The organism is Dubosiella newyorkensis (genome assembly GCF_001945605.1).
Taxonomy (GTDB): domain Bacteria; phylum Bacillota_I; class Bacilli_A; order Erysipelotrichales; family Erysipelotrichaceae; genus Dubosiella; species Dubosiella newyorkensis.
Genome location: NZ_MPKA01000058.1, coordinates 13,391 through 33,864, shown reverse-complemented (window position 1 = coordinate 33,864; position 20,474 = coordinate 13,391). Strand labels below are relative to the sequence as shown.

The following is a 20,474-nucleotide window of genomic DNA, read 5'->3' as shown; positions in this document are numbered from 1 at the left end:
TACACGAATAAAATTTAGAGTTAAAGTTGACGAAAAGAAAAAGATGCAGGAGGACTGCATCTGAATTGTTATTATTTTGCGCGTCCAGAATACTTTCCATCACTCGTATTGATGACGATCATTTCGCCCTCTTCGATGAATAATGGAACTCGTACTTCTAAACCAGTTTCAAGCGTAGCGTTTTTAGAAGCGTTCGTAGCCGTGTCCCCTTTGACCGCTGGTTCGCATTCAGTCACCTGCAAAACGGCTTTATCTGGCAAAGAAATACCAATGATCTCGCCATCATAGCTCGAAATATTGACATTATCGTTTGCTTTTACGAATTTGCGTTCCCATTCTAGACGATCCATCGGGATCTCGACTTGTTCATACGTTTCGTTGTCCATGAACACCATCGCATCATCCGTATCGTACAAATACTGCATTTCTTTTTTCTCGATCATTGCAGGCTCGACCTTTTCGCCCCCGCCCCAAGAAAGCTCAACGTTGCTTCCTGTACGCAAATTACGCACTTTCGCTTTTACGACCATGGCCGAACGTGCTGTTTTATTTTGTGAAATATCCAATACGACATAAATATCGCCATCTACATTGATCGTTTGACCTGGTTTTAAATCATTCGAGTTAATCATTCTCTAATCTCCTTTAAGTACATTATAAATGTAGTGAATTGTCTTTCATTTGTCAACTCAAGAAAAAAAGCACCGCAGTGCTTTCTTTCTGTATCGAAAGGAATCGATATGAATAAATAAACTCACATACTTAAGGAAGGATGTATGTATGTGAGAGGTTGAGACTGAGCCTTTTCTCAACTTTATCCGCCTCTATAATACAACTTCCCTCTTTAGATGTAAACCCTTACAATTGTCAAAAAACAAAAAAAGCATGTTCCAACATCAAGAACATGCTTTCGAGATGAAATTATGAATTCGAACGAGCCTTGATATAGGCGTCGATCGATTGAGCGCCTTTCTTGCCAGCTCCCATTGCAGAAATCACAGTCGCAGCGCCAGTCACCGCGTCTCCTCCTGCATAGATCCCTTCACGACTCGTCATTTCTTGGTCATCGACGATCAAACATCCACGACGATTGACCTCGAGTCCTTGAGTAGTATGACGAATGAGCGGATTTGGAGAAGTTCCGATCGCCATGATCATACAATCCGCATCGATCAAAAAATTACTGTTGGCAATCTCGATCGGTCTTCTTCGACCAGAAGCATCCGGTTCTCCAAGTTCCATACGAACGCATTCTACTTGTTTGACCCAGCCTTCCTCGTCACCGATCACTTGAACTGGGTTGCATAATAAATCAAAAATAATGCCTTCCTCCATTGCGTGCTCGACTTCTTCTTTTCTTGCCGGAAGCTCTTCAAGAGAACGACGATACACGATATGGACTTCCGAACCGAGACGACGGGCGCATCGAGCCGCATCCATCGCCACATTTCCCCCGCCGATCACGACTGTTCTTTTTGGATTTTGGATCGGCGTCGGCGAACCTGGAACATACGCTTTCATCAAATTGATCCGTGTCAAAAATTCATTAGCCGAATACACGCCCTTTAAATTCTCGCCAGGCATATTCATAAAGTTCGGCAGGCCTGCCCCTGAACCAATAAAAATCGCTTCAAAGCCATCATCGATCAAAGAATCGATCGTATCGCTTCTTCCCACCACAAAATTTGTCACGATATCGACACCAAGTTCTTCAAGGTGTTTGATCTCGGCTTGAACGATCTCTTTAGGAAGACGAAATTCTGGAATTCCATACATTAAAACGCCCCCAGCGACATGCAGTGCTTCAAAAACAGTCACTTCATAGCCCATTTTGGCAAGATCGCCAGCAGCCGTTAAACCAGCAGGCCCAGCACCTACGACAGCGACCTTATGACCATTGGAAATAGGACGCTCTAAAGGCGCGTCATTTTCTTTTCGATGCGTATCCGCCACGAAGCGCTCTAAACGTCCGATCGCGACCGCTTCTGTCTTGATGCCCCGAACACAATATTTTTCACATTGGCTCTCTTGAGGACATACACGTCCGCAAACCGCAGGCAAAGAAGAAGTTAAGGAGATAATACGATACGCTTCCTCAAGATCCCCTTCTTTGACTTGTTGGATGAAATCAGGAATATTGACATTGACCGGACATCCTTGCACACATGGCTTGTGAGCGCAATGAAGACAGCGTTCTGCTTCTTCTTTCGCCATTTCTGGTGTATACCCGATCGCGACTTCTTCGAAGTTCTGGATCCGCACCTCTGGTTCTTGAACGGGCATCTCGACTTTTTTTGGAGACATATTTGGCATATTAATGAACCTCCTGATTCAAAAGATTACAAAATTCATCACGTTCATGCTTCTCGAAAGAGGCATACGCGCGATTCCGAGACATCGCTTCGTCAAAATCAACAAGATGACCATCAAAATCAGGACCATCGACACAAGCGAACTTGATTTCATCGCCTACCTTCAAGCGACAGCCTCCGCACATGCCTGTTCCATCGATCATGATCGGATTCATTGAAACAACGGTAGGAATGTTGTACTTTTTTGTGACTTCGCAAACAAACTTCATCATGATCACAGGACCGATCGCGATCACTTTGTCAAATTGAACCCCATTTTGGATCAACTCTTCCAGCTTGTTGGTCACAAGACCTTTTTCCCCAACACTTCCATCATCCGACATTAAATAATAGTGATCGGATACTTCTTTGAACTCGTCTTCCAAGATCACGAGATCTTGGTTTCTAAAACCGACGATCGTGCTCACTTCACTGCCCGCATGATGGAACGCTTTCGCGGTCGGATAGGCAATGGCACATCCGACTCCGCCACCAATCACACAAACTCTCTCGCCTTCGATCTCGCTAGGCTGACCAAGTGGTCCTACAAAATCTTGAAGAGCTTCGCCTTCTTGTTTTTGATTTAAAGCCATCGTCGTTTTTCCAACGATTTGGTAAATGATACTCACTTCTCCAGTTTCAGGATCGGCATCCGCGATCGTAAGAGGGATCCTTTCCCCTTGCTCATCGACACGAAGAATGATGAATTGGCCTGCTTTCGCTCTTTTAGCGACATTGGGAGCTTGAATCACCATTTTTGTGACTGTAGGATTCAAGATCTCTTTTTTTAAAATTGTATACATCAAGTCACCTCTCTTTTTTGTGTTACCAAATCATTATACTGAAAATTGTTTCATCGGTCTATAGTAAAAGTTTCAAGAAAAAAAGAGCGTTTACACGCTCTAAAAGAAATCGCATACATCGAAATTTTTCATTTCTGGTGGATTCTTTATTCCTGTATTATAGTTGCGATCCCCTAAAAACTCTAAAAACTCCTCTTTGTTTTTCGGATCTTGCACCGCTTTTAGAAAGAGAGCGATCGCATCCAAAGCTTTCTTCATCGCTTCCTCATACAAATCAAAAAAAGATTTTGTATAAACTAAAGAAGCATCGCAAGGATGACTCCAAGCTCTATGCAGCAGATTGCACACATCATAATTATCTTCCGGAACATTTGGAACGATCAGACCACTAGCCATATTCTTTTTCCGAAGCCCCTTTTCTATCTTTTTCAGTGAACTCAACTTATGGCCGCTAGGATCATATTCCGCCTTTTGAATAAAATGCCAATTGTCGAGTGTTTCTTTGATCATATGGGGTTCGATTTTTGTATTGAAGATCGAGGTGATCGCAGGAATATAGACTCTAGCGATCGCTCTAGATTCTGACAAGGAACAATTCGCGATCGCAGGCGTATAAAAATCCTTGATCGTGGTGTTTTTCTTGACTTTCAATATGATCGAATCCAGCACCGATTCCATGCGGTGGTGGTTGAAATTGTTTTGAAGATGTCCTTTCCCTGTTCGGTAATAAACATAAGGATGTACTGTCGAATCCAATGCCCAATGACATAAATGACCACAAACATAAGCCATCATATCGAGCTTGATGCTTGGATCGCTTTCTTTCGAGATCGAATCGAGAGCGCTTGCATAAAAGGCGTTGACATTTCCTTTATGAAGCTTGCCTCCGATCGCTCGGAGCACATTTTCCTGCTCACGGTTCGAGAATAAAGCTTTTGGCTCAAGACCAGAAAAAAAGAGAAAATCGGGACCATTGCTTCCGATCGTGTAAAGATGCTCTCGCTCATTCAGCCATTTTGCGTCCAAGCTATTTAATAGCTCCTGAGCAAATAAAGAATGCGTAATAATATTTGGCATGATCAATCCTCGCTTTTCATGATTTGTTTTTGATATTGTTCAAGTTGATGCTGCAGGCCATGAAAAATGACATATTCAGCATAAGTGTCCATCATACAATAGACCCGGATCGCATGTTGGATATCCGCCTGTTCGCTCGCGCTGCTTTTTTCATAATTTCGATACGCATATACAGCGCTCATCCCGTTTTGAATATCGAGATCCTCATACGTATAATCAGCACGAAAAACAGGAAGCAAATTTTTCAAAGAATAATGTCCACGCATGCGGCTGTCGTAGTAGATCCCTTGCTCAAAAGGCTTGCTCAGATCGATCATCCGCTCGCAGATCGCCATCAGATCCTTTTCGTACTCAGGAAATTGTTCGCTCAACTGGATCAGTCGCAGCTTCTCAGCACCATCCATATTGTAGACTAAAATCGTTCCTTCTTTTGGAACATTTTCGATCAACGATTCGATAAAATCTTTGCGGCAATCTCCTGTTCCAAAAAAATCAACATGTCCTAACGTTCCGTTTTTTCTTTCAATATGCAAAGAATATTGAAAACACAAGACATCGAAAGGATGCATATTTTGGTAAGGAGGGATCGGAAAAGTGTCCCATTCAAAATCTAGATACGAAATCGGATACTCGATCTTCGACAACCATGTTTGCAGCGCCAATCCATCGATGAACGTCCGATTCATTTTCGAAGCCATATATTGAGCGTATTGAAGAGGAAAGCCCTCCAGCAAGGAAGGGTCGAGCTCCTTGATTTGCGTGACTCCCCTTTCATAAGCCTCTAGCTTGTTTTGCGAAGTCGACAAAAACAAGATCGAATCGTTCGGCTCCTTTTCTTCTTCTTGAAAGCATAAATCATAATACGAGCACTTTCTTCCTTGGGTGCAGATGCGCGAATGAACGACGCTAGGCGCCGAAGAGGAAAAAAGCGTGTCAAGAAGGTCGATCTCAAGATCTAGATCGACTTCGATCTGATCGATAAGCTCTAAGATCGGCTTGCTTGGCTTGTTGCGCCGATTGAATAAATGATCGCTCAAAACAAAGAGTTCATTCAGATCGAGCGCATCCTTCCGGCAATACTCTTTATTCAAGGATAACGCTTTGATCGCTTTGATCTTCAAACCCGCTTCTTCTAAAATAAGCGTATCGATCTTGATCCTGAGTGCTTCGCTCTCTTTTGGATTCGCGCTTAAAAAAGGATAGATCAAAACAATTCCATCTTCTTCTTGGATCAAGACAGGGATCTTCGTTCTTAGTTCTTTGTAGGAGAACCGGGCGTTCTTGAGGACTTTATGCTTGGCAAGAAGTTGAAAAGTCTTCTCATTCGAATCTCCTACCTTTCCCGAACCAACATCCTCTATATTTAAATAAGCGCTCCATAAGTGGGAATACGGCGTTTTAAGATGATAAAAAGGTTCATGTTCGATTTTTTCGTATCGACAATTATAAGCAAAACGTTCACAACGTTTTGCGTGGATCAAGTCGCTGACATGCAGCATAGATATCACCTACTTTATTTGATCGTTCTTATTATTATAGCATAGAAGCTCTTTGAGCTGAGCACGAAAGGAATCGACAAGCTCTTTTGGAGCCACAAGATGAACGCTTCCTCGCATCGCAAAGATTCGGTTCAAAAGCTGACGCGTGCTTGGGGTTTTAAAAGAATAAAACAATTGAGACGGCGTCTCTTGGACGATCTGCATCTCTTCTCCCCAATATTCTTCTAAAAAAAAGCGGATCGAATCGCGATTGATCGCTAGCGTGACAAGAGCCTCTTCTTCTTCGCCCACCTCTTTATGATAAGGAACGTCATCCCTAGCTAAAAAATGAGTCGCAAGCAAAGCACATGAAAGCCACCTTTTATCTGAAAAGCGGAAATAACGATAATCGTCCTTTTCCCGATCATAAGCCAGCACATAATTCTTTTCCCGCTGATTGATCAGCGCGTAAGGTTCGATCGTTCTCGTTTTAGGAAACGAATCTTTCCGTCCTTGATAAACGATCTCGACGAGTTTCTTTTGTTCGATCGCTTCCTCGATGATCTTGACATGCGTTTGCTGAAAAAGAGAAAGAGGAAGGCGATGATCCGATTTGTAAAACGAGTTCTGTTGCGAATCGATCCGGTCTTGATTCGCGATCTTGATAAAAGCGTTCGTATACTCTTTTCCGTACGCGAATTCTGGATGCGCTTTTAAAAACCGTTCCGCTTGTTCAAGAGCTTTCCTTTCTTCGACACTGAGGGCAAGCGAAGGAAGAAATGTCGATTCTTTTAAGGAATATCCACCATATCTTCCCGTTTTGTGTTCGATTTGATAGCCCGCGGTTTCCAGTTCCTCTTTAAAAGCGCGGATATTTCGAGGTTTTGTATCAAGAAAATCGGCCAATTCATCGATCTTAACACGAGAATGGCTCGCCAAATACATCAACATCCGGATACATAGTGCGCTCCTATTCATCGAATACGCCTTCTTTTTTATCTTTGATCTCGATTCGCTTGCTCGCGTCCTCCTTGATCAATTGATAGAGACACGAAAAGATCGGAATAAAAAACACCATTCCTAAAATACCCGCGACATTCGCCCCTAGAGTCACAGCGATCATCACATAAATAGGTGGGATGCCTACCGATTTCCCTACGACATTTGGATAAATAAAATTCCCTTCCACTTGCTGGATGCAGATAAATAAAATAATGAAGTATAGTCCTTCGATCGGGGTATCAACAGCGATCAGCAGAGCGGCGATGATCGCGGCCGCCAAAGCGCCAAACATTGGAATGAGCGCGCCGATCCCTACAAGAATCCCAGCCAAAAACGCGAAAGGGATCTGGAATAGCGAAGCGAAAAACATTACGAGCGTCGCTAAAATAATGCATTCGGTACAAGTCCCACCAATATAGGAAGTGAACGTATTGCGGATCAAGCTCAAGATATGGACTGTTTTCGCATAACGCTTATTCGAAAGATACGCGCGCATTAAATAAAAGCCCTCTTTGACGACCGTTTGCTTATTGAACAAGACGATCACAGCGAACATGATCGAAACAAGAGTAGAAAAAAGCAGACTGAACGTGTTGGTCAGAACAGAATAGACATTTCCGATAATATCGTTCGCGCTTCCCGAAATCACCCACGAAAACAAACTTTCGAGCACTTGCGATATATTCCCTGGATCGGCGTTGATCGTGCGCAGCCATTGATGGACATAAGGGATCGGTTTTGACGCATAATAAGCCCAATGATAGATATTATGGATCGTTTGCGGCATAAGGGAAAGCAGCGTTTGAAAAGAAGAGATCACTCTAGGCATGATCAAAAATAAAAACAAAGCCAACAAGAGCACGAACACCATGATCGACAATATATTGGCGATAAAGCGGATCACTTTGTTTTCCGACCGATGGGATATAAGAGAATAAAAATTGATCAAATTATTAGCGATCGTATTCCAAATAAAAGCGATCGCTCCTCCGATAATAAAAGGCATGCATATATTGACGATGATCGAAACGATCCATAAAATCTTTTCAAAATAGAGAACGAGCATGAATAACCCGACCGCGAACAAAAGCAGTCTTCGGTATAAGTTTTCTTTTTCTTTCAATGTTTTAGGTATATGGAACATGGAAGCCTCCAATCATTTCTTCTTATTCTATCATATCGCAGAAATGGAAATGAAAAAGTTCTGAAAACTTTTTGACAGACAAATAGTGAACCTCTAAAATGTTTTCATAGGTAGGTATAGAATATGAATACAAAATACATCTTCGTAACTGGAGGCGTCGTCTCTGGTCTTGGAAAAGGGATCAGCGCCGCTTCTTTAGGCCGCCTTTTAAAAGCAAGAGGCTATAAGGTGACTTCGCAAAAGCTCGATCCATATATCAATGTCGATCCTGGCACGATGTCTCCTTATCAACATGGTGAAGTGTTCGTGACCGACGATGGATTGGAAGCCGATCTTGATTTAGGCCACTATGAACGGTTTATCGATGAAAATCTGCATACATATTCCAACTTAACGACTGGAAAAGTCTATTGGAATGTAATCAATAAAGAACGTGAAGGCAAATATTTAGGTGAAACAGTTCAAGTCATTCCGCATGTGACCAACGAGATCCGTAATTTCGTCATCCAAGCTGGAAAACACGCGCAAGCGGATGTCGTCATCACCGAGATCGGAGGAACGACTGGCGATATGGAATCCTTGCCTTTTCTAGAATCGATCCGACAAGTTCCCCTTGAAGTCGGCCGAAACAATTGTTTGTTTTTGCATGTGACATATATCCCTTATATTTCAGGAAGCAAGGAATACAAATCAAAACCAACCCAGCATTCTGTCAAAGAGCTGCAATCGCATGGGATCAATCCAGATATGATCATCGCGCGCTGCGATGAGAAGATCCCGCAATCTGTTCTCGATAAGATCTCTTTATTTTGTAACGTTGAAAAAGACTGTGTGATCGAAAACACGACTCTCGATTCATTATACGAAGTTCCTTTGATGCTCGAAGAACAAAGAATGGCGGATATCGTTTGCGAAAAACTCGATCTAGAAGTCCGTAAACCTGATCTTGAGAATTGGAAAAACATGGTCGAGCATATCCACAACTCGAAAGAAAGCGTCACGATCGCATTAGTGGGAAAATATGTGCAACTTCACGATGCCTATCTCTCCGTTTCGGAAGCGCTCTATCACGCTGGATTCCAATTCGAGACCAAAGTCGATATTTGCTGGGTCGATTCTGAAACATTGGAAGACCAAGATCTCGATGTCGTATTTGAAGGAGTCGATGGCATTATCTTGCCTGGCGGCTTTGGAGGCCGCGGCGTCGAAGGAATGATCAAGGTCGCCAACTACGCCAAACACCATCAGATCCCTTATTTAGGGATTTGTTTAGGGATGCAGATCGCGGCGATCGCCTTTGCCAGGGATGCGCTTGGCTATGCAGATGCGAACAGTTATGAATTCGATCCAAAAAGCACGCATACGATCATCGATTTTATGGAAGACCAAAGCGATACGATCAAAAAAGGCGGAACGATGCGCTTAGGCGCCTATCCGTGCGCGATCCATCCAAATTCTATGCTTTCCAAATACTACGAGAAAGACTTGATCGAAGAAAGACATCGTCATCGTTATGAATTCAACAATTTATACCGCGCTGAATTTGAGCAAAATGGAATGATGATCACCGGTAATTCTCCAGACAAGCAGCTCGTAGAAGCGATCGAATATAAAGATCATCCATTTTATGTAGGTGTGCAATACCATCCTGAATTCAAATCGCGACCAAACCGCGCTCACCCATTATTCGTCGGTTTGATCGAAAACAGCATTCAATATAAAAAAGAAAAAGAAAACGCCGATCAATAAAAAGAAGAAAGGAAATTTTGGCAATGAAAACTGTGGATGAATATTTTGCGTGCAACGTCTTCTCGAAACACGAAATGCAGAAGTATTTACCAAATTCTGTCTTTAAAAAGCTTAATCAAGTCATGGAATATGGAGAGCCTCTTCCTGCCGAGATCGCCGATGTGGTCGCCAACGCGATGAAAGACTGGGCGATGGAAAAAGGCGCCACCCATTATACCCATTGGTTTCAGCCAATGACAGGGATCACCGCTGAAAAACATGACGCCTTCATCAATCCGACAGGAGAAAATTCGATCCTTTCTGATTTTCGCGGAAAAGAACTGATCAAAGGCGAACCGGACGCTTCCTCCTTCCCTTCCGGGGGTCTTCGCGCGACATTTGAAGCGAGAGGATATACGGCATGGGATCCGACGAGCTACGCGTTTGTCAAAGATAAAACATTGTATATCCCGACTTTATTCTGTTCTTACGATGGAAGCGCGTTGGATAAAAAAACACCTCTTCTCCGCTCGATCGAGGCCCTCAATGATTCCGCGATCCGCTTATTCGATTTAATGGGCTATAACGTCAAGAAGATCAACATCACAGTCGGCCCAGAACAAGAGTATTTCCTGATCGATGAAAAGATGTATAAGCAACGGATCGATCTAATGGTGACAGGACGTACGCTCTTTGGCTGCGCGCCAGTTAAAGGACAAGAACTCGACGACCATTATTTCGGCAATATTGATGAAAGAGTCAAAGCGTTCATGGAAGAAGTCGATGAGGAATTATGGAAGCTAGGCGTATTCGCTAAAACCGAACATAAGGAAGTCGCTCCTTGTCAATTCGAGATCGCTCCTGTCTATACGTCTACGAATTTAGCCAACGACCAAAACCAGCTAACGATGGAAGTGCTTCAAAAATGTGCGAAGCATCATGGTTTTGTTTGCCTGCTTCATGAAAAACCTTTTGATGGGATCAACGGAAGCGGCAAGCACAACAACTGGTCGTTCTCGACCGATGAGGGTGAAAACATGCTAGAACCTGGCGATTCGCCACAAGATAACATCCGCTTTTTAACGGTCCTTACTGCGATCATCAAAGCGGTCGACGAATATCAAGACCTTCTTCGTATTTCTGTGGCGAGCGCTGGCAACGATCACCGCTTAGGAGGCAATGAAGCTCCGCCAGCGATCATTTCGATCTACTTAGGCGAAGAGCTCACAGCGATCTTGAAGGCGATCGAAGAAGGCAGCGAATATGTGGATCAGATCGATAAGAAATTGGAGCTCGGTCTTCAAGTGCTCCCTAGCTTAGCTAAAGACTCGACGGACCGCAACCGCACCTCTCCATTCGCTTTTACGGGAAATAAGTTCGAGTTTCGGATGCTTGGCTCGAATTTGAACATATCGTGCCCGAATACGATCTTGAATACCATCGTAGCGGAAGAATTCGATCAGTTTTCAACCGAGCTGGAGTGCTATCCAGAACACAAAAGAACGGAAGCGCTGATCCAGATCATTCGACGGACTTTAAAAGAACACAATCGGATTTGTTTTTCTGGAAACGGATACAGCGATTCTTGGAAAGAGGAAGCTAAGCGGCGCGGCCTTCTTGAATTAAAAAGCACAGCGGATGCTCTGCCTCACTATACAGATCCAAAAAATCTTTCTCTTTTTGAAAAACATAATGTCTATTCTCCGCAAGAGCTTTATGCAAGAGAGAATATCTTGCTGTTGAACTATTATCAAGTGATCATCATCGAAGCCAAGACCATGGTTTACATGCTTCGAAAAGAAATATTGCCGGCGATCTTTGATTACGAGGCGAAACTTGCTCAAATCATCCAAACAAAAAAGGCATGCGGCATCCAAGCGCCTATGGAAGAAAAGATCCTGAAACAGATCAACGAACCGCTTGAGATCGTTTCCGAACACGTCGGAACACTTGAACGATTGATCGAGACCCCACTAGAAAATGAAAAAATCATGGCTCGCTTCGCTTGCGATGAACTGCTTCCGCTCATGGAGACGATCCGTAGGCTGACGGATCTGATCGAAAAGAATGTAAGCAAATCGGATTGGCCACTTCCGGATTATAATGATATGCTTTTTAAGTCTTTTTGAGTTAAATATTTGTATTCATCTATTTTTATAGTACAATAGGTGCGTAGGAGGTAATGAGAATGAATAAGAAACTCATTTTAGGCACGTTGTCTTTGTTCTTGTTGGCAGGATGCGCAAGTAACGATACAAAAAAAGAAGAAACAACAGATGAATCTGTAAACACAACTACAGATGAAGCTGGTGGAGCACAATCCTCTGCAGAAGTAACAGATGCAGATGGTAATGTTACAAAAGCGGATATCGAAAAAGAAAACGGAAAGATCACTTCGATCACGATCGACCAGATCAAAGACGGTTCTTCTAAAAAAGAACTTGGCGATGACTATAAAATGAAAGAAGCTTCTAGCATCGGTAAAGAATGGTATGAACAAGTAAAATATCTTGAACAATTCATCATCGACAACGGTGTTGACGCAGTTAAATTGGACAAAGATGGTTATGCAGAAGATGAAGATCTAAAATCTGGATGCACGATCAATTTGACTGACATCATGGAAGCTGTCAAAGAAGCAGACGCGAAATAAATTTACAATGAACGAGGCTGAGAAATCAGCCTTTTTTTTATGAGCATCAACATTGAAATTCGTTCAACTCCGTTTAGAATTAGGGTTATAGGAGGCTTACACCATGAACAAAAAATTAACTTTAACCGCTCTCTCCTTACTTTTATTGGCGGGCTGCGCAAATTCAAGCACAGAAACCCCAAAAGACGATAGTGCCAAAGAGGACAAAACAACGGAAACAACAACGGAAAAGAAAGAGCTTAAAGGCACTGCTGTCTATGATAATGGAGGAACTGTCAACGCTACGATCGTTAAAGATGGCGATCAGCTTTCGGATGTGATGATGGAATTCGTCGATCAAGATGGAAACGCGATCACTGAACTCGAACAGCTCTATGGACCAGACAAAGACACACAAATGAGCATCGATACAGATTGGCTTGATCAAGTCGAATATGTAGAAAACTTCATCAAGGAAAACGGTGTTGATGCCGTTACAGTTGACGAAAACGGAAAACCAACCAATCCAGAGTTGAAAGATGTCGTAGATCTTGATATCCGACCAATGCTCGCAGCAACACAAGATGCGATCGGTTCTGAAAAAGACGACTAGATTCTATATATTTTGTGAAAAAGAGGACCACCTTCATAATGGATCCTCTTTTTTTCGTAAAAAAAGACTCCCTATAAGAGAGTCTTGATGAAATATTATGGTTTACGAACGTGAACGAACCCGATCAAAGGTTTATCGCATTCCACCGATGCAATCACGGTTTGGTTTCCATTCCAACCGCCATGAACGACTTGTCCATCTCCAATATAAAGTCCAACATGACCCGAATAGACGACAATGTCTCCAGGAACTGGATCATTAGTCAAATCACCAAGCGATAAATACTCTTCTGGCCAACCGTGGAAATTGATCCCAACCGCTTTTAAAGCGTTTGTCACAAGCATCGTGCAATCTTGATAAACCCCAAGCTGCGCTTTGGCCGCTTGCGCGATGCGATCATAAAAGTCGTCTTTTTCAACATCGACTTGGATTGTTTTTTGAGTTATGTTCCCGCTGGCATCTTTTGCTTGCACATTCAGAGTATAGATTCCAGGGATAGCGTAGTTGACTTCCCCATCGATTTGAACATCGACGTCTCCAGAATTATCCGTTGCTTCGATCAAAGAATCGATATTGATTTCTTGGTTTTCTTGTGTCTTTAGCGTTTCAGGAACTGTGAGCTCTGGAGTTTGCTCATCTTTGATCTCGATCAATGCTTTTTTGATGTTGACGATATCTTCATTTTGGGCAAGCGGTTTCGCGCTCGCTGGCAAGAGCGGCGAGAGTTCTTTCTTTTTCGTTGTCATCGCCATCTTTACCATTTGGAATCCTTCTTGCTCTAGATCGACACCATTGACATCGATGATGATTGAATCCGATACAAATTGGATTCCTTTTTCCGTTTCTTTCTTTTCAAATTGTTCAATATCTTTGTTAAAGGCTTCGCTGACCACAGCATGAAGCGAGTTTTCATTATTTAATTCAACTTTATAATATTCCATCGCTTTTCCGATCCCGAGGCCGTCTTGTTTCTCAGCAGCCATGACAGGTGTGAAAAGTTGAAGGGACATGAGTAATGCAGTGGCCAATCCTACTTTTGAAATATTTTTCATCCTTAGATTTCCTCCTGTTTTTTAGTCCGAATTCGTACTTCGAATTCACAAGTCCAAACTTTACAGGAAGGATCTCAGTTTGTAAAGCATATCCCTTGATTTTACAAACTTTATGTGCATTTCACATTTATATCAGTTATATTTTTATAGAAATTAAAAAAAGAGGGGAATCCCTCATTAATAAGTACAAATGCAATTAAAAAAGCAAAACTTTTGCGGATTGCGATCCCAAATGCACTGTATTTTCGATCTTCTCTTTTTCATTGCTGAGAAGCTCTTCCATATTTTGATCGACATTGACAGGAAGATCGACCGGATTTTCATCCAAGTTGATACAGCACCAAATCGTCTCCTCGGCATTCTTTCTTTGATAGATACACGCGGTATTCGTCAAGGCGATCTGGGAATAATCGCCATCGATCAAAGCCGAATGATCATGATGGATCTCGATCAGTTTTTGGATACGGTCTGTCAAAGCGTTCCATTTCAACGACTCGATATTTGGACGAATGTCCCGATCCATATTGCCTTTTTTCCCTTCGATTCCCCATTCGCTTCCATAATACAGGCAAGGAATACCCGGCATCGTAAAGAGCATCGTATAAATCAGCGGCAAATTGGCCTTTACATCTAAGATCGAAGCAATCCGCTCAACATCATGGTTATCGACAAAATTGAATAAATGCTTTCCTTTATAAAGGCACCATTGCTCATTGCCGAATTGCCGATTGAACGAGTATAGGATCTCAAAGAAGTTTCGAGTGTTGAAGCTCGAATACAATCCCTTATAGCACTCGTAATTCGTACAAGAATCGAGCATTTGTTCGTTGACCCATTGGTTATAATCGCCATGCAGCGTTTCTCCTAACAAGAAGAAATCCGGTTTCAAGCTTTTCGCGAACGTATGCAGTTCTTTTAGAAAATCTGGATCCAAACAATACGCCACATCCAAGCGCAGACCATCGATATCGAATGTATCGACCCAGAACTTGACGACATCGAACAAATAGTTTTTGACCTCTGGATTTTTTAGATTCAACTTGACAAGATTGGAATTCCCCTCCCAATCTAAATAAGATAAATGATCGTCATAGCTGTTGTTTTGATTCATGTCAATGTGAAACCAGTTCAAGTATTTTGAGGCTTCCCTATTCTTGAGCACATCTAAAAAAGGAGGAAACTCTCTTCCTACATGATTGAACACACTATCGAGAATGACGCGCATCCCCTTCTTGTGACATAGCGATACGTAGTGGCTCAAATCTGCGTTGTCCCCTAGACGAGGATCGACTTTTTTATAATCGATCGTATCATACCCATGCGATGTTGAATCAAAGACAGGATTCAAAAGAATGCAATCGATCCCTAGCTTTTTTAAATTGGGGATCCACTCCTCCAATTGTAGAAGACGATGCACTTCTTGATGATCATTTTCATAGGGAGCGCCTGTAGCCCCTAATGGATAAATTTGATAAAAAACACTTTTGTTGTACCATGGTTCATTCATTTTTTGATTCCTCCGATCGTTTTGGAATATGAGCTGAGATCTCGTCAAACATTTTTTCTGTCTCTGTAGCGCTCTTTTCGTTATAAAGGATCGTTTTATCCTTGGTCTTCAAAACGATAAAGTTCGGATTGGAAATATAATAAAAAACATCACATTTTCCATAGCCTATAACTTTTGTATGCCCACATACATAGTTTTTATATTCAAGACCATCGAGTTTACCGCTTCTTCGAATCTCTCCATTTCGAATATAATCGATCGAGCGTATATTGGAATATGGAATCTGATCATAGATCAAACCGTCGAACTCCACAAAATAATCATTGCAGACTACAGCGGCAGGCTCCATACGATTTGAAACGAGAGAAGCGATGATCATAAAGAACAAAAAGCCAAACATAAAGCTATAAACGATGACCCAGCTCAATTTTTTCATATTATGATTCTAGCATTGTCGATCGCGCGATTCGAGAAACAAGCTTAAAAAAAGGACCAAGTGGTCCCTAGTTTGCGCTTTTGATCAGATCGGCAAATTCAATATCGATCACCTTCGATAGATCGTTGGCGTTTGCCTCGATTTGTAGACCGATCTTTCCTCCTGAAAAAAAGATCGTGTCATAAAGCATCGCGTCCTCTTGGATCCATGTCTTGAAGACTTTCTTCATTCCTAAAGGCGAACATCCTCCACGAATATATCCGGTGGTCTTCGTAAGATCTTTAAGAGGGAGCATTTCGATATGTTTGAGATGTGCTGCCTTGGCGCATTTTTTTAGATCCAGCTCTTGATCGACCGGGATCATGAAAACATAATTGTCTTTATCGCTTCCCGTACATACTAATGTTTTATAGACACGTTCTACAGGTTCTCCGATCGTTTGCGCAACATGGATCCCATCGACTGGATCGTCTTTACGATGCTCGTATTCATGCTCTATATAAGGGATCTTGTTGGATTCTAGTATTCGCATCGCGTTCGTTTTTTGTTTTTTCATGCATTCGCTTCCTTTTTTAATTCGAGTTTCGCTAGGATCGTATGCGCGATCTGCAACTTTGAAACGCCTTGATCCATTGCGCATTTTTCCATATAATGATGTGCCTTATCTTCGTTCCAATGAAAATAGTGCATCAATTCCATCTTGCAGCGATCGATGATCTTGATATCTTTCAACTTTTTCTGTGCAAGGAAAAGCTTTCGTTCTAACGTTTTTGTCTTTTCGCTGAATTGTTCCACCATCGAGACGACTTGGCTCATTGTCGATCGAGAAATCGGGAACGAGAATACGAAAACGCGTGCATCCCGCATTTGATAGGCAACTTGATCATAGATCGTCGCTTTAACAAACAAAAGGACCATCGTATTGTAGACCATCGCGATCTCTTTAGCTTGCTGTACTTGAAGCAATCCCTGGATCCAAATGAGATCGAAATGCTCAGAAGCTAGCTTGTGTTTAGCTTCGACAACACTTTCATAGATCGTCAATGGCGCATAGATCGAAGAGGGAAAAAGCTCTTTATACGGAGCCTTCTCTTTGATCTTTCCGATGATCATGACTTTTTTCTTTTCTTTCATACCGATTATCGATACAGCTCGATCAATTCGCGAGGCACGATGGAAAGGAGCCATTGATCGTTGATCGCGCAAGCATACGCCTCTTCCTTGTTTTTAGGAAGCCGTTGGATCGTCCCAAGATCACAAGTCGCCCCAAGCGGCCTTTCCAAGACGAGATCTTGAGCGATCCCATCCATACCGGCCTTGATCAATAATGAAAAGCATAAATATGGATTGCATTGCGGATCCGGAGAGCGGAGCTCAAAGATATGTTTGTTTTTCGGATCGATATGAATGAGCTCATATGGAAACTCGTAAGACCATGTGATATGGTCAGGCGCTTTCTCTTTGCCAAAACGCGCATAAGAGGCGTTGATCGGATTTAAAAACAAAGTCATTGCGCGAATATGCTGTAGGATCCCCGCGATGAACGATTCGATCTTTTTCCTGTTTTCATGCTTCGAAAACGAGAATTTGATATGCATTCCGTTTCCCGGACCATTTTCTAAAGGCTTGGGCGAAAAATCAGCGAACAATCCATTCGCGTTGGCCAAGATCTTGACGACCCATTTAAAGATCATCGCCTCATCCGCGGCTTGAAGCGGAGAGGAACTGTGAAAGTCGATCTCATTTTGCCCGAAACCCGCCTGATGATAGCTTGCCTGAGGCTGCAAGCCCATTTCAGAGAGCGTCAAACAAATATCCCGGCGTATATTTTCCCCTTTATCTTCAGGAGCGACGTCCATAAAAGAAGCATAATCGAGAGGACGATGGGTATCGTTTCCCATTTCATCCTGCAAAAACAAATAAAACTCGAATTGAGTCGACAAGTTCAAAAACAAGTCGCTCTGAACCGCCTCCTTCAGCGTTTCTTGAAGCATTCTTCTTCCATCGTATGCACATGGCGAGCCATCCGCTTCATAGATCGAGCAGATCAAAGAAATCACATTGCCTTCATTAGAACGCCATGGCAATACGCTCATCGTTTTTGGATCTGGCTTTAAATATAACGTATTTCCCGATCGAGCACTCAGCGAAGGGATCGCAAACGTATCGATCGCGATCCCCTCCTGCAATGCGCGAGGAAGCAGATCTGGCAAGATCGAGATATTCTTTTGAACGCCATACATATCATAAAAGGTCAACCGAATAAAGCGGACATCCTCTTCTTCGAGAAAACTCAATAATTCATCTATCGTATCCATAAAAATCTCCTGTATCTTTCTAATTATACGCAATGACGGATCTTCTTTCAAACAATGAAAATATTTTTCATCTTTTTTCAGAAAATTATTGACAAGAATATATATCTCGTTATAATAGAACCAGATCAACGGCAAAGGCGTCGTAAACATCCCTTTTTCAAGGGTGGATACTAGGCCTTTGCTTTTTTTTGTTGAATAAGAAGGAGAATCACTATGGATAAAGTTTCAGAAATGTACGGAACGAACGTCTTTAACGAAAAGACGATGAAAGAACGCTTACCGAAAGAAACATTCAAAGAATTAGAAAAGACGATCCAAGATGGAAAACCGCTCAATATCAAGATCGCCAACGCAGTCGCTCACGCGATGAAAGTTTGGGCAATCGAAAAGGGCGCGACCCACTTTACCCACTGGTTCCAGCCAATGACAGGTGTGACCGCTGAAAAGCACGATAGCTTCATCGAACCACGAAACGATGGAACGGTCATCATGTCTTTTTCTGGAAAAGAGCTCATCAAAGGTGAACCAGACGCGTCTAGCTTCCCGAATGGCGGACTGAGAGCCACATTCGAAGCTAGAGGATATACAGCTTGGGATCCAACAAGCTATGCCTTTATCAAAGATGGCGTTCTTTGCATTCCTACAGCCTTCTGTTCCTATACAGGTTTCGCTCTCGACAAAAAGACGCCGCTACTTCGATCGATGGAAGCGATCAACAAGCAAGCGCTTCGCATCGTAAAGCTTTTTGGGCACGACGATGTCAAAAGCATCAAGACGACCCTTGGTCCAGAACAAGAATATTTCTTGGTCGATAAAGAGTATTATGAACAACGCAAAGACTTGATCTATACAGGTCGAACGCTCTTTGGCGCGATGGCTCCAAAAAACCAAGAAATGGAAGACCATTACTTTGGAACGATCAAATCCCGCGTGCAAAAATTCATGAACGAGCTGAACGAAGAGCTATGGAAACTTGGGATCAGCGCCAAGACAGAACACAACGAAGTCGCTCCAGCACAACACGAACTCGCTCCTGTCTTTTCAACAACGAACATCGCAGTCGATCATAACCAACTAACAATGGAAATCATCCAGAGAGTCGCTAAAAAACACGGTCTTGTCGCTTTGCTTCACGAAAAGCCATTTGAAGGCATCAACGGAAGCGGCAAGCACAACAACTGGTCCATTTCCACAGATACAGGGATCAACTTACTGGAACCAGGAGAAACACCAAGCGAAAACGCGCAATTCTTGCTCATGCTAGCAGCTATAATCAAAGCTGTCGACGAACACCAAGACCTGCTTCGTCTTTCGGTCGCAACGGCTGGAAACGACCACCGTTTAGGTGCCAACGAAGCACCTCCTGCGATCATTTCGATCTTCTTAGGTGATGAGCTGACTTCGATCTTAGAATCGATTGAAAACGATACACCATATATTGAAGGCGAGCACGAATATATGAGGATCGGCGCGAGCGTGTTGCCAAATTTCCAAAAAGACACGACCGACCGTAACCGAACTTCCCCATTCGCGTTTACAGGCAATAAATTTGAATTCAGAATGCCTGGTTCCGCTCTGTCTGTTGCACAGCCAAATATCATGCTGAACACCGTCATCGCCGATGCGCTTCAAGAATATGCGGATATTTTAGAAAACGCCGAAGATTTCGATACCACATTGCATCAACTGATCCAAGAAACACTTAGAAATCATAAACGAATCATCTTTAATGGAAATGGGTACGATGATTCTTGGATCGAGGAAGCAAAAGCGCGTGGCCTTCTCAATCTAAAAACAACCGTTGACGCGCTTCCTTACAGCATCTTGCCAGAAAATATCGAACTCTTTGAACGCCAAGGCGTCTTAAGCAAAGACGAGATCCTTTCACGCTACGAGATCATGATGGAAGAATATACAAAGATCTTGAATATCGAAGCGCTGACGATGGTCGATATGGCGAAAAAACAAATCTTGCCTTCGATCATCCGCTTTGAAAAGGAATTAGCCGACACGATCTTGTTGAAGGCAAGCGTATCGCAATCGCTTCCAGTTGGTTATGAAGCGAGCACGCTAGAAGCCATATCCAATGAGCTTGAACAAGCAAATGAAGCGCTCCTTACCCTGCAAAGCGATCTCGATAAGCTGCATGCGATCGATAACTTTGAACTTGCCGCTGCCTATGTCCGTGATCGTATCATCCCAGCCATGGATGCTCTAAGAAAGCCATGCGATAAACTTGAAATGCTCACAGGCAGTGAATATTGGCCATTCCCAACGTATGGAAAACTCCTCTTTGGGATCATCTAACAATTAAAGACCGACAGGATCCTGTC

At 42.7% G+C, this 20,474-nt stretch carries 18 protein-coding genes; 5 read left to right on the top strand and 13 right to left on the bottom strand.

What is annotated here, in order from left to right; translation table 11 throughout:
• Positions 1-71: 71 nt before the first annotated feature.
• The 7 genes from efp to BO225_RS04600 all read right to left on the bottom strand — a co-directional run bounded on the left by efp (position 72) and on the right by BO225_RS04600 (position 7,855).
• On the bottom strand, positions 72-632 hold the full coding sequence (gene efp, locus BO225_RS04630) for an elongation factor P (RefSeq protein WP_076341105.1): 561 nt from the start codon (positions 630-632) through the stop codon (positions 72-74).
• Positions 633-921: 289 nt separating this feature from the next.
• A complete protein-coding gene (gene gltA, locus BO225_RS04625) occupies positions 922-2,313 on the bottom strand; it encodes an NADPH-dependent glutamate synthase (RefSeq protein WP_076341104.1) in 1,392 nt (463 codons plus the stop codon).
• 1 nt (position 2,314) lies between these two features.
• A complete protein-coding gene (locus tag BO225_RS04620; protein ID WP_076341103.1) occupies positions 2,315-3,154 on the bottom strand; it encodes a sulfide/dihydroorotate dehydrogenase-like FAD/NAD-binding protein in 840 nt (279 codons plus the stop codon).
• 99 nt (positions 3,155-3,253) lie between these two features.
• On the bottom strand, positions 3,254-4,231 hold the full coding sequence (locus BO225_RS04615) for a zinc dependent phospholipase C family protein (protein WP_076341102.1): 978 nt from the start codon (positions 4,229-4,231) through the stop codon (positions 3,254-3,256).
• A 2-nt stretch (positions 4,232-4,233) separates the two neighbouring features.
• On the bottom strand, positions 4,234-5,730 hold the full coding sequence (locus BO225_RS04610; RefSeq protein WP_076341101.1) for a DUF2779 domain-containing protein: 1,497 nt from the start codon (positions 5,728-5,730) through the stop codon (positions 4,234-4,236).
• Between the two features lie 9 nt (positions 5,731-5,739).
• On the bottom strand, positions 5,740-6,687 hold the full coding sequence (locus BO225_RS04605) for a helix-turn-helix transcriptional regulator (RefSeq protein ID WP_076341100.1): 948 nt from the start codon (positions 6,685-6,687) through the stop codon (positions 5,740-5,742).
• The gene (locus BO225_RS04600; RefSeq protein ID WP_076341099.1) at positions 6,680-7,855 is read right to left on the bottom strand and encodes an AI-2E family transporter; all 1,176 of its coding nucleotides are present in this window, start codon (positions 7,853-7,855) and stop codon (positions 6,680-6,682) included. The genes BO225_RS04605 and BO225_RS04600 overlap by 8 nt, the downstream gene beginning before the upstream one ends.
• 123 nt (positions 7,856-7,978) lie before the next feature.
• Here BO225_RS04600 and BO225_RS04595 point away from each other — a divergent pair, with 123 nt between their 5' ends.
• The 4 genes from BO225_RS04595 to BO225_RS04580 all read left to right on the top strand — a co-directional run bounded on the left by BO225_RS04595 (position 7,979) and on the right by BO225_RS04580 (position 12,828).
• Positions 7,979-9,604 carry a CTP synthase gene (locus BO225_RS04595; protein ID WP_076341098.1) on the top strand — a complete coding sequence of 542 codons (1,626 nt, stop codon included), beginning with the start codon at positions 7,979-7,981 and terminating at the stop codon, positions 9,602-9,604.
• Positions 9,605-9,627: 23 nt separating this feature from the next.
• The gene (locus tag BO225_RS04590; RefSeq protein ID WP_076341097.1) at positions 9,628-11,712 is read left to right on the top strand and encodes a glutamine synthetase III family protein; all 2,085 of its coding nucleotides are present in this window, start codon (positions 9,628-9,630) and stop codon (positions 11,710-11,712) included.
• 59 nt (positions 11,713-11,771) lie between these two features.
• Positions 11,772-12,236: a PQQ-binding-like beta-propeller repeat protein gene (locus BO225_RS04585; protein ID WP_076341096.1), complete on the top strand. Its 465-nt coding sequence runs from the start codon at positions 11,772-11,774 to the stop codon at positions 12,234-12,236.
• A gap of 103 nt (positions 12,237-12,339) precedes the next feature.
• Positions 12,340-12,828, top strand: a complete 489-nt coding sequence (locus BO225_RS04580) for a hypothetical protein (RefSeq protein ID WP_076341095.1) — start codon at positions 12,340-12,342, stop codon at positions 12,826-12,828.
• Between the two features lie 95 nt (positions 12,829-12,923).
• Here BO225_RS04580 and BO225_RS11995 read toward each other — a convergent pair whose 3' ends face one another.
• The 6 genes from BO225_RS11995 to BO225_RS04550 form a co-directional block, all read right to left on the bottom strand.
• Entirely contained in the window at positions 12,924-13,880 is a 957-nt protein-coding gene (locus tag BO225_RS11995; RefSeq protein ID WP_083632080.1) for an NlpC/P60 family protein, read from the bottom strand.
• Between the two features lie 196 nt (positions 13,881-14,076).
• Positions 14,077-15,387, bottom strand: coding sequence for an alpha-amylase family glycosyl hydrolase (locus BO225_RS04570; protein WP_076341094.1), 1,311 nt, complete (start codon positions 15,385-15,387; stop codon positions 14,077-14,079).
• On the bottom strand, positions 15,380-15,823 hold the full coding sequence (locus BO225_RS04565) for a PH domain-containing protein (RefSeq protein ID WP_076341093.1): 444 nt from the start codon (positions 15,821-15,823) through the stop codon (positions 15,380-15,382). The genes BO225_RS04570 and BO225_RS04565 overlap by 8 nt, the downstream gene beginning before the upstream one ends.
• Before the next feature lie 67 nt (positions 15,824-15,890).
• Entirely contained in the window at positions 15,891-16,379 is a 489-nt protein-coding gene (ybaK, locus tag BO225_RS04560) for a Cys-tRNA(Pro) deacylase (protein WP_076341092.1), read from the bottom strand.
• Positions 16,376-16,957 carry an ANTAR domain-containing protein gene (locus BO225_RS04555; RefSeq protein WP_076341091.1) on the bottom strand — a complete coding sequence of 194 codons (582 nt, stop codon included), beginning with the start codon at positions 16,955-16,957 and terminating at the stop codon, positions 16,376-16,378. The genes ybaK and BO225_RS04555 overlap by 4 nt, the downstream gene beginning before the upstream one ends.
• Positions 16,958-16,962: 5 nt before the next feature.
• Positions 16,963-18,141: a glutamine synthetase family protein gene (locus tag BO225_RS04550; RefSeq protein ID WP_076341090.1), complete on the bottom strand. Its 1,179-nt coding sequence runs from the start codon at positions 18,139-18,141 to the stop codon at positions 16,963-16,965.
• Positions 18,142-18,354: 213 nt separating this feature from the next.
• On the opposite strand from BO225_RS04550, the gene BO225_RS04545 reads away from it, so the two are divergent.
• Positions 18,355-20,448, top strand: coding sequence for a glutamine synthetase III family protein (locus BO225_RS04545; RefSeq protein ID WP_076341089.1), 2,094 nt, complete (start codon positions 18,355-18,357; stop codon positions 20,446-20,448).
• The last annotated feature ends 26 nt before the right edge of the window (positions 20,449-20,474 follow it).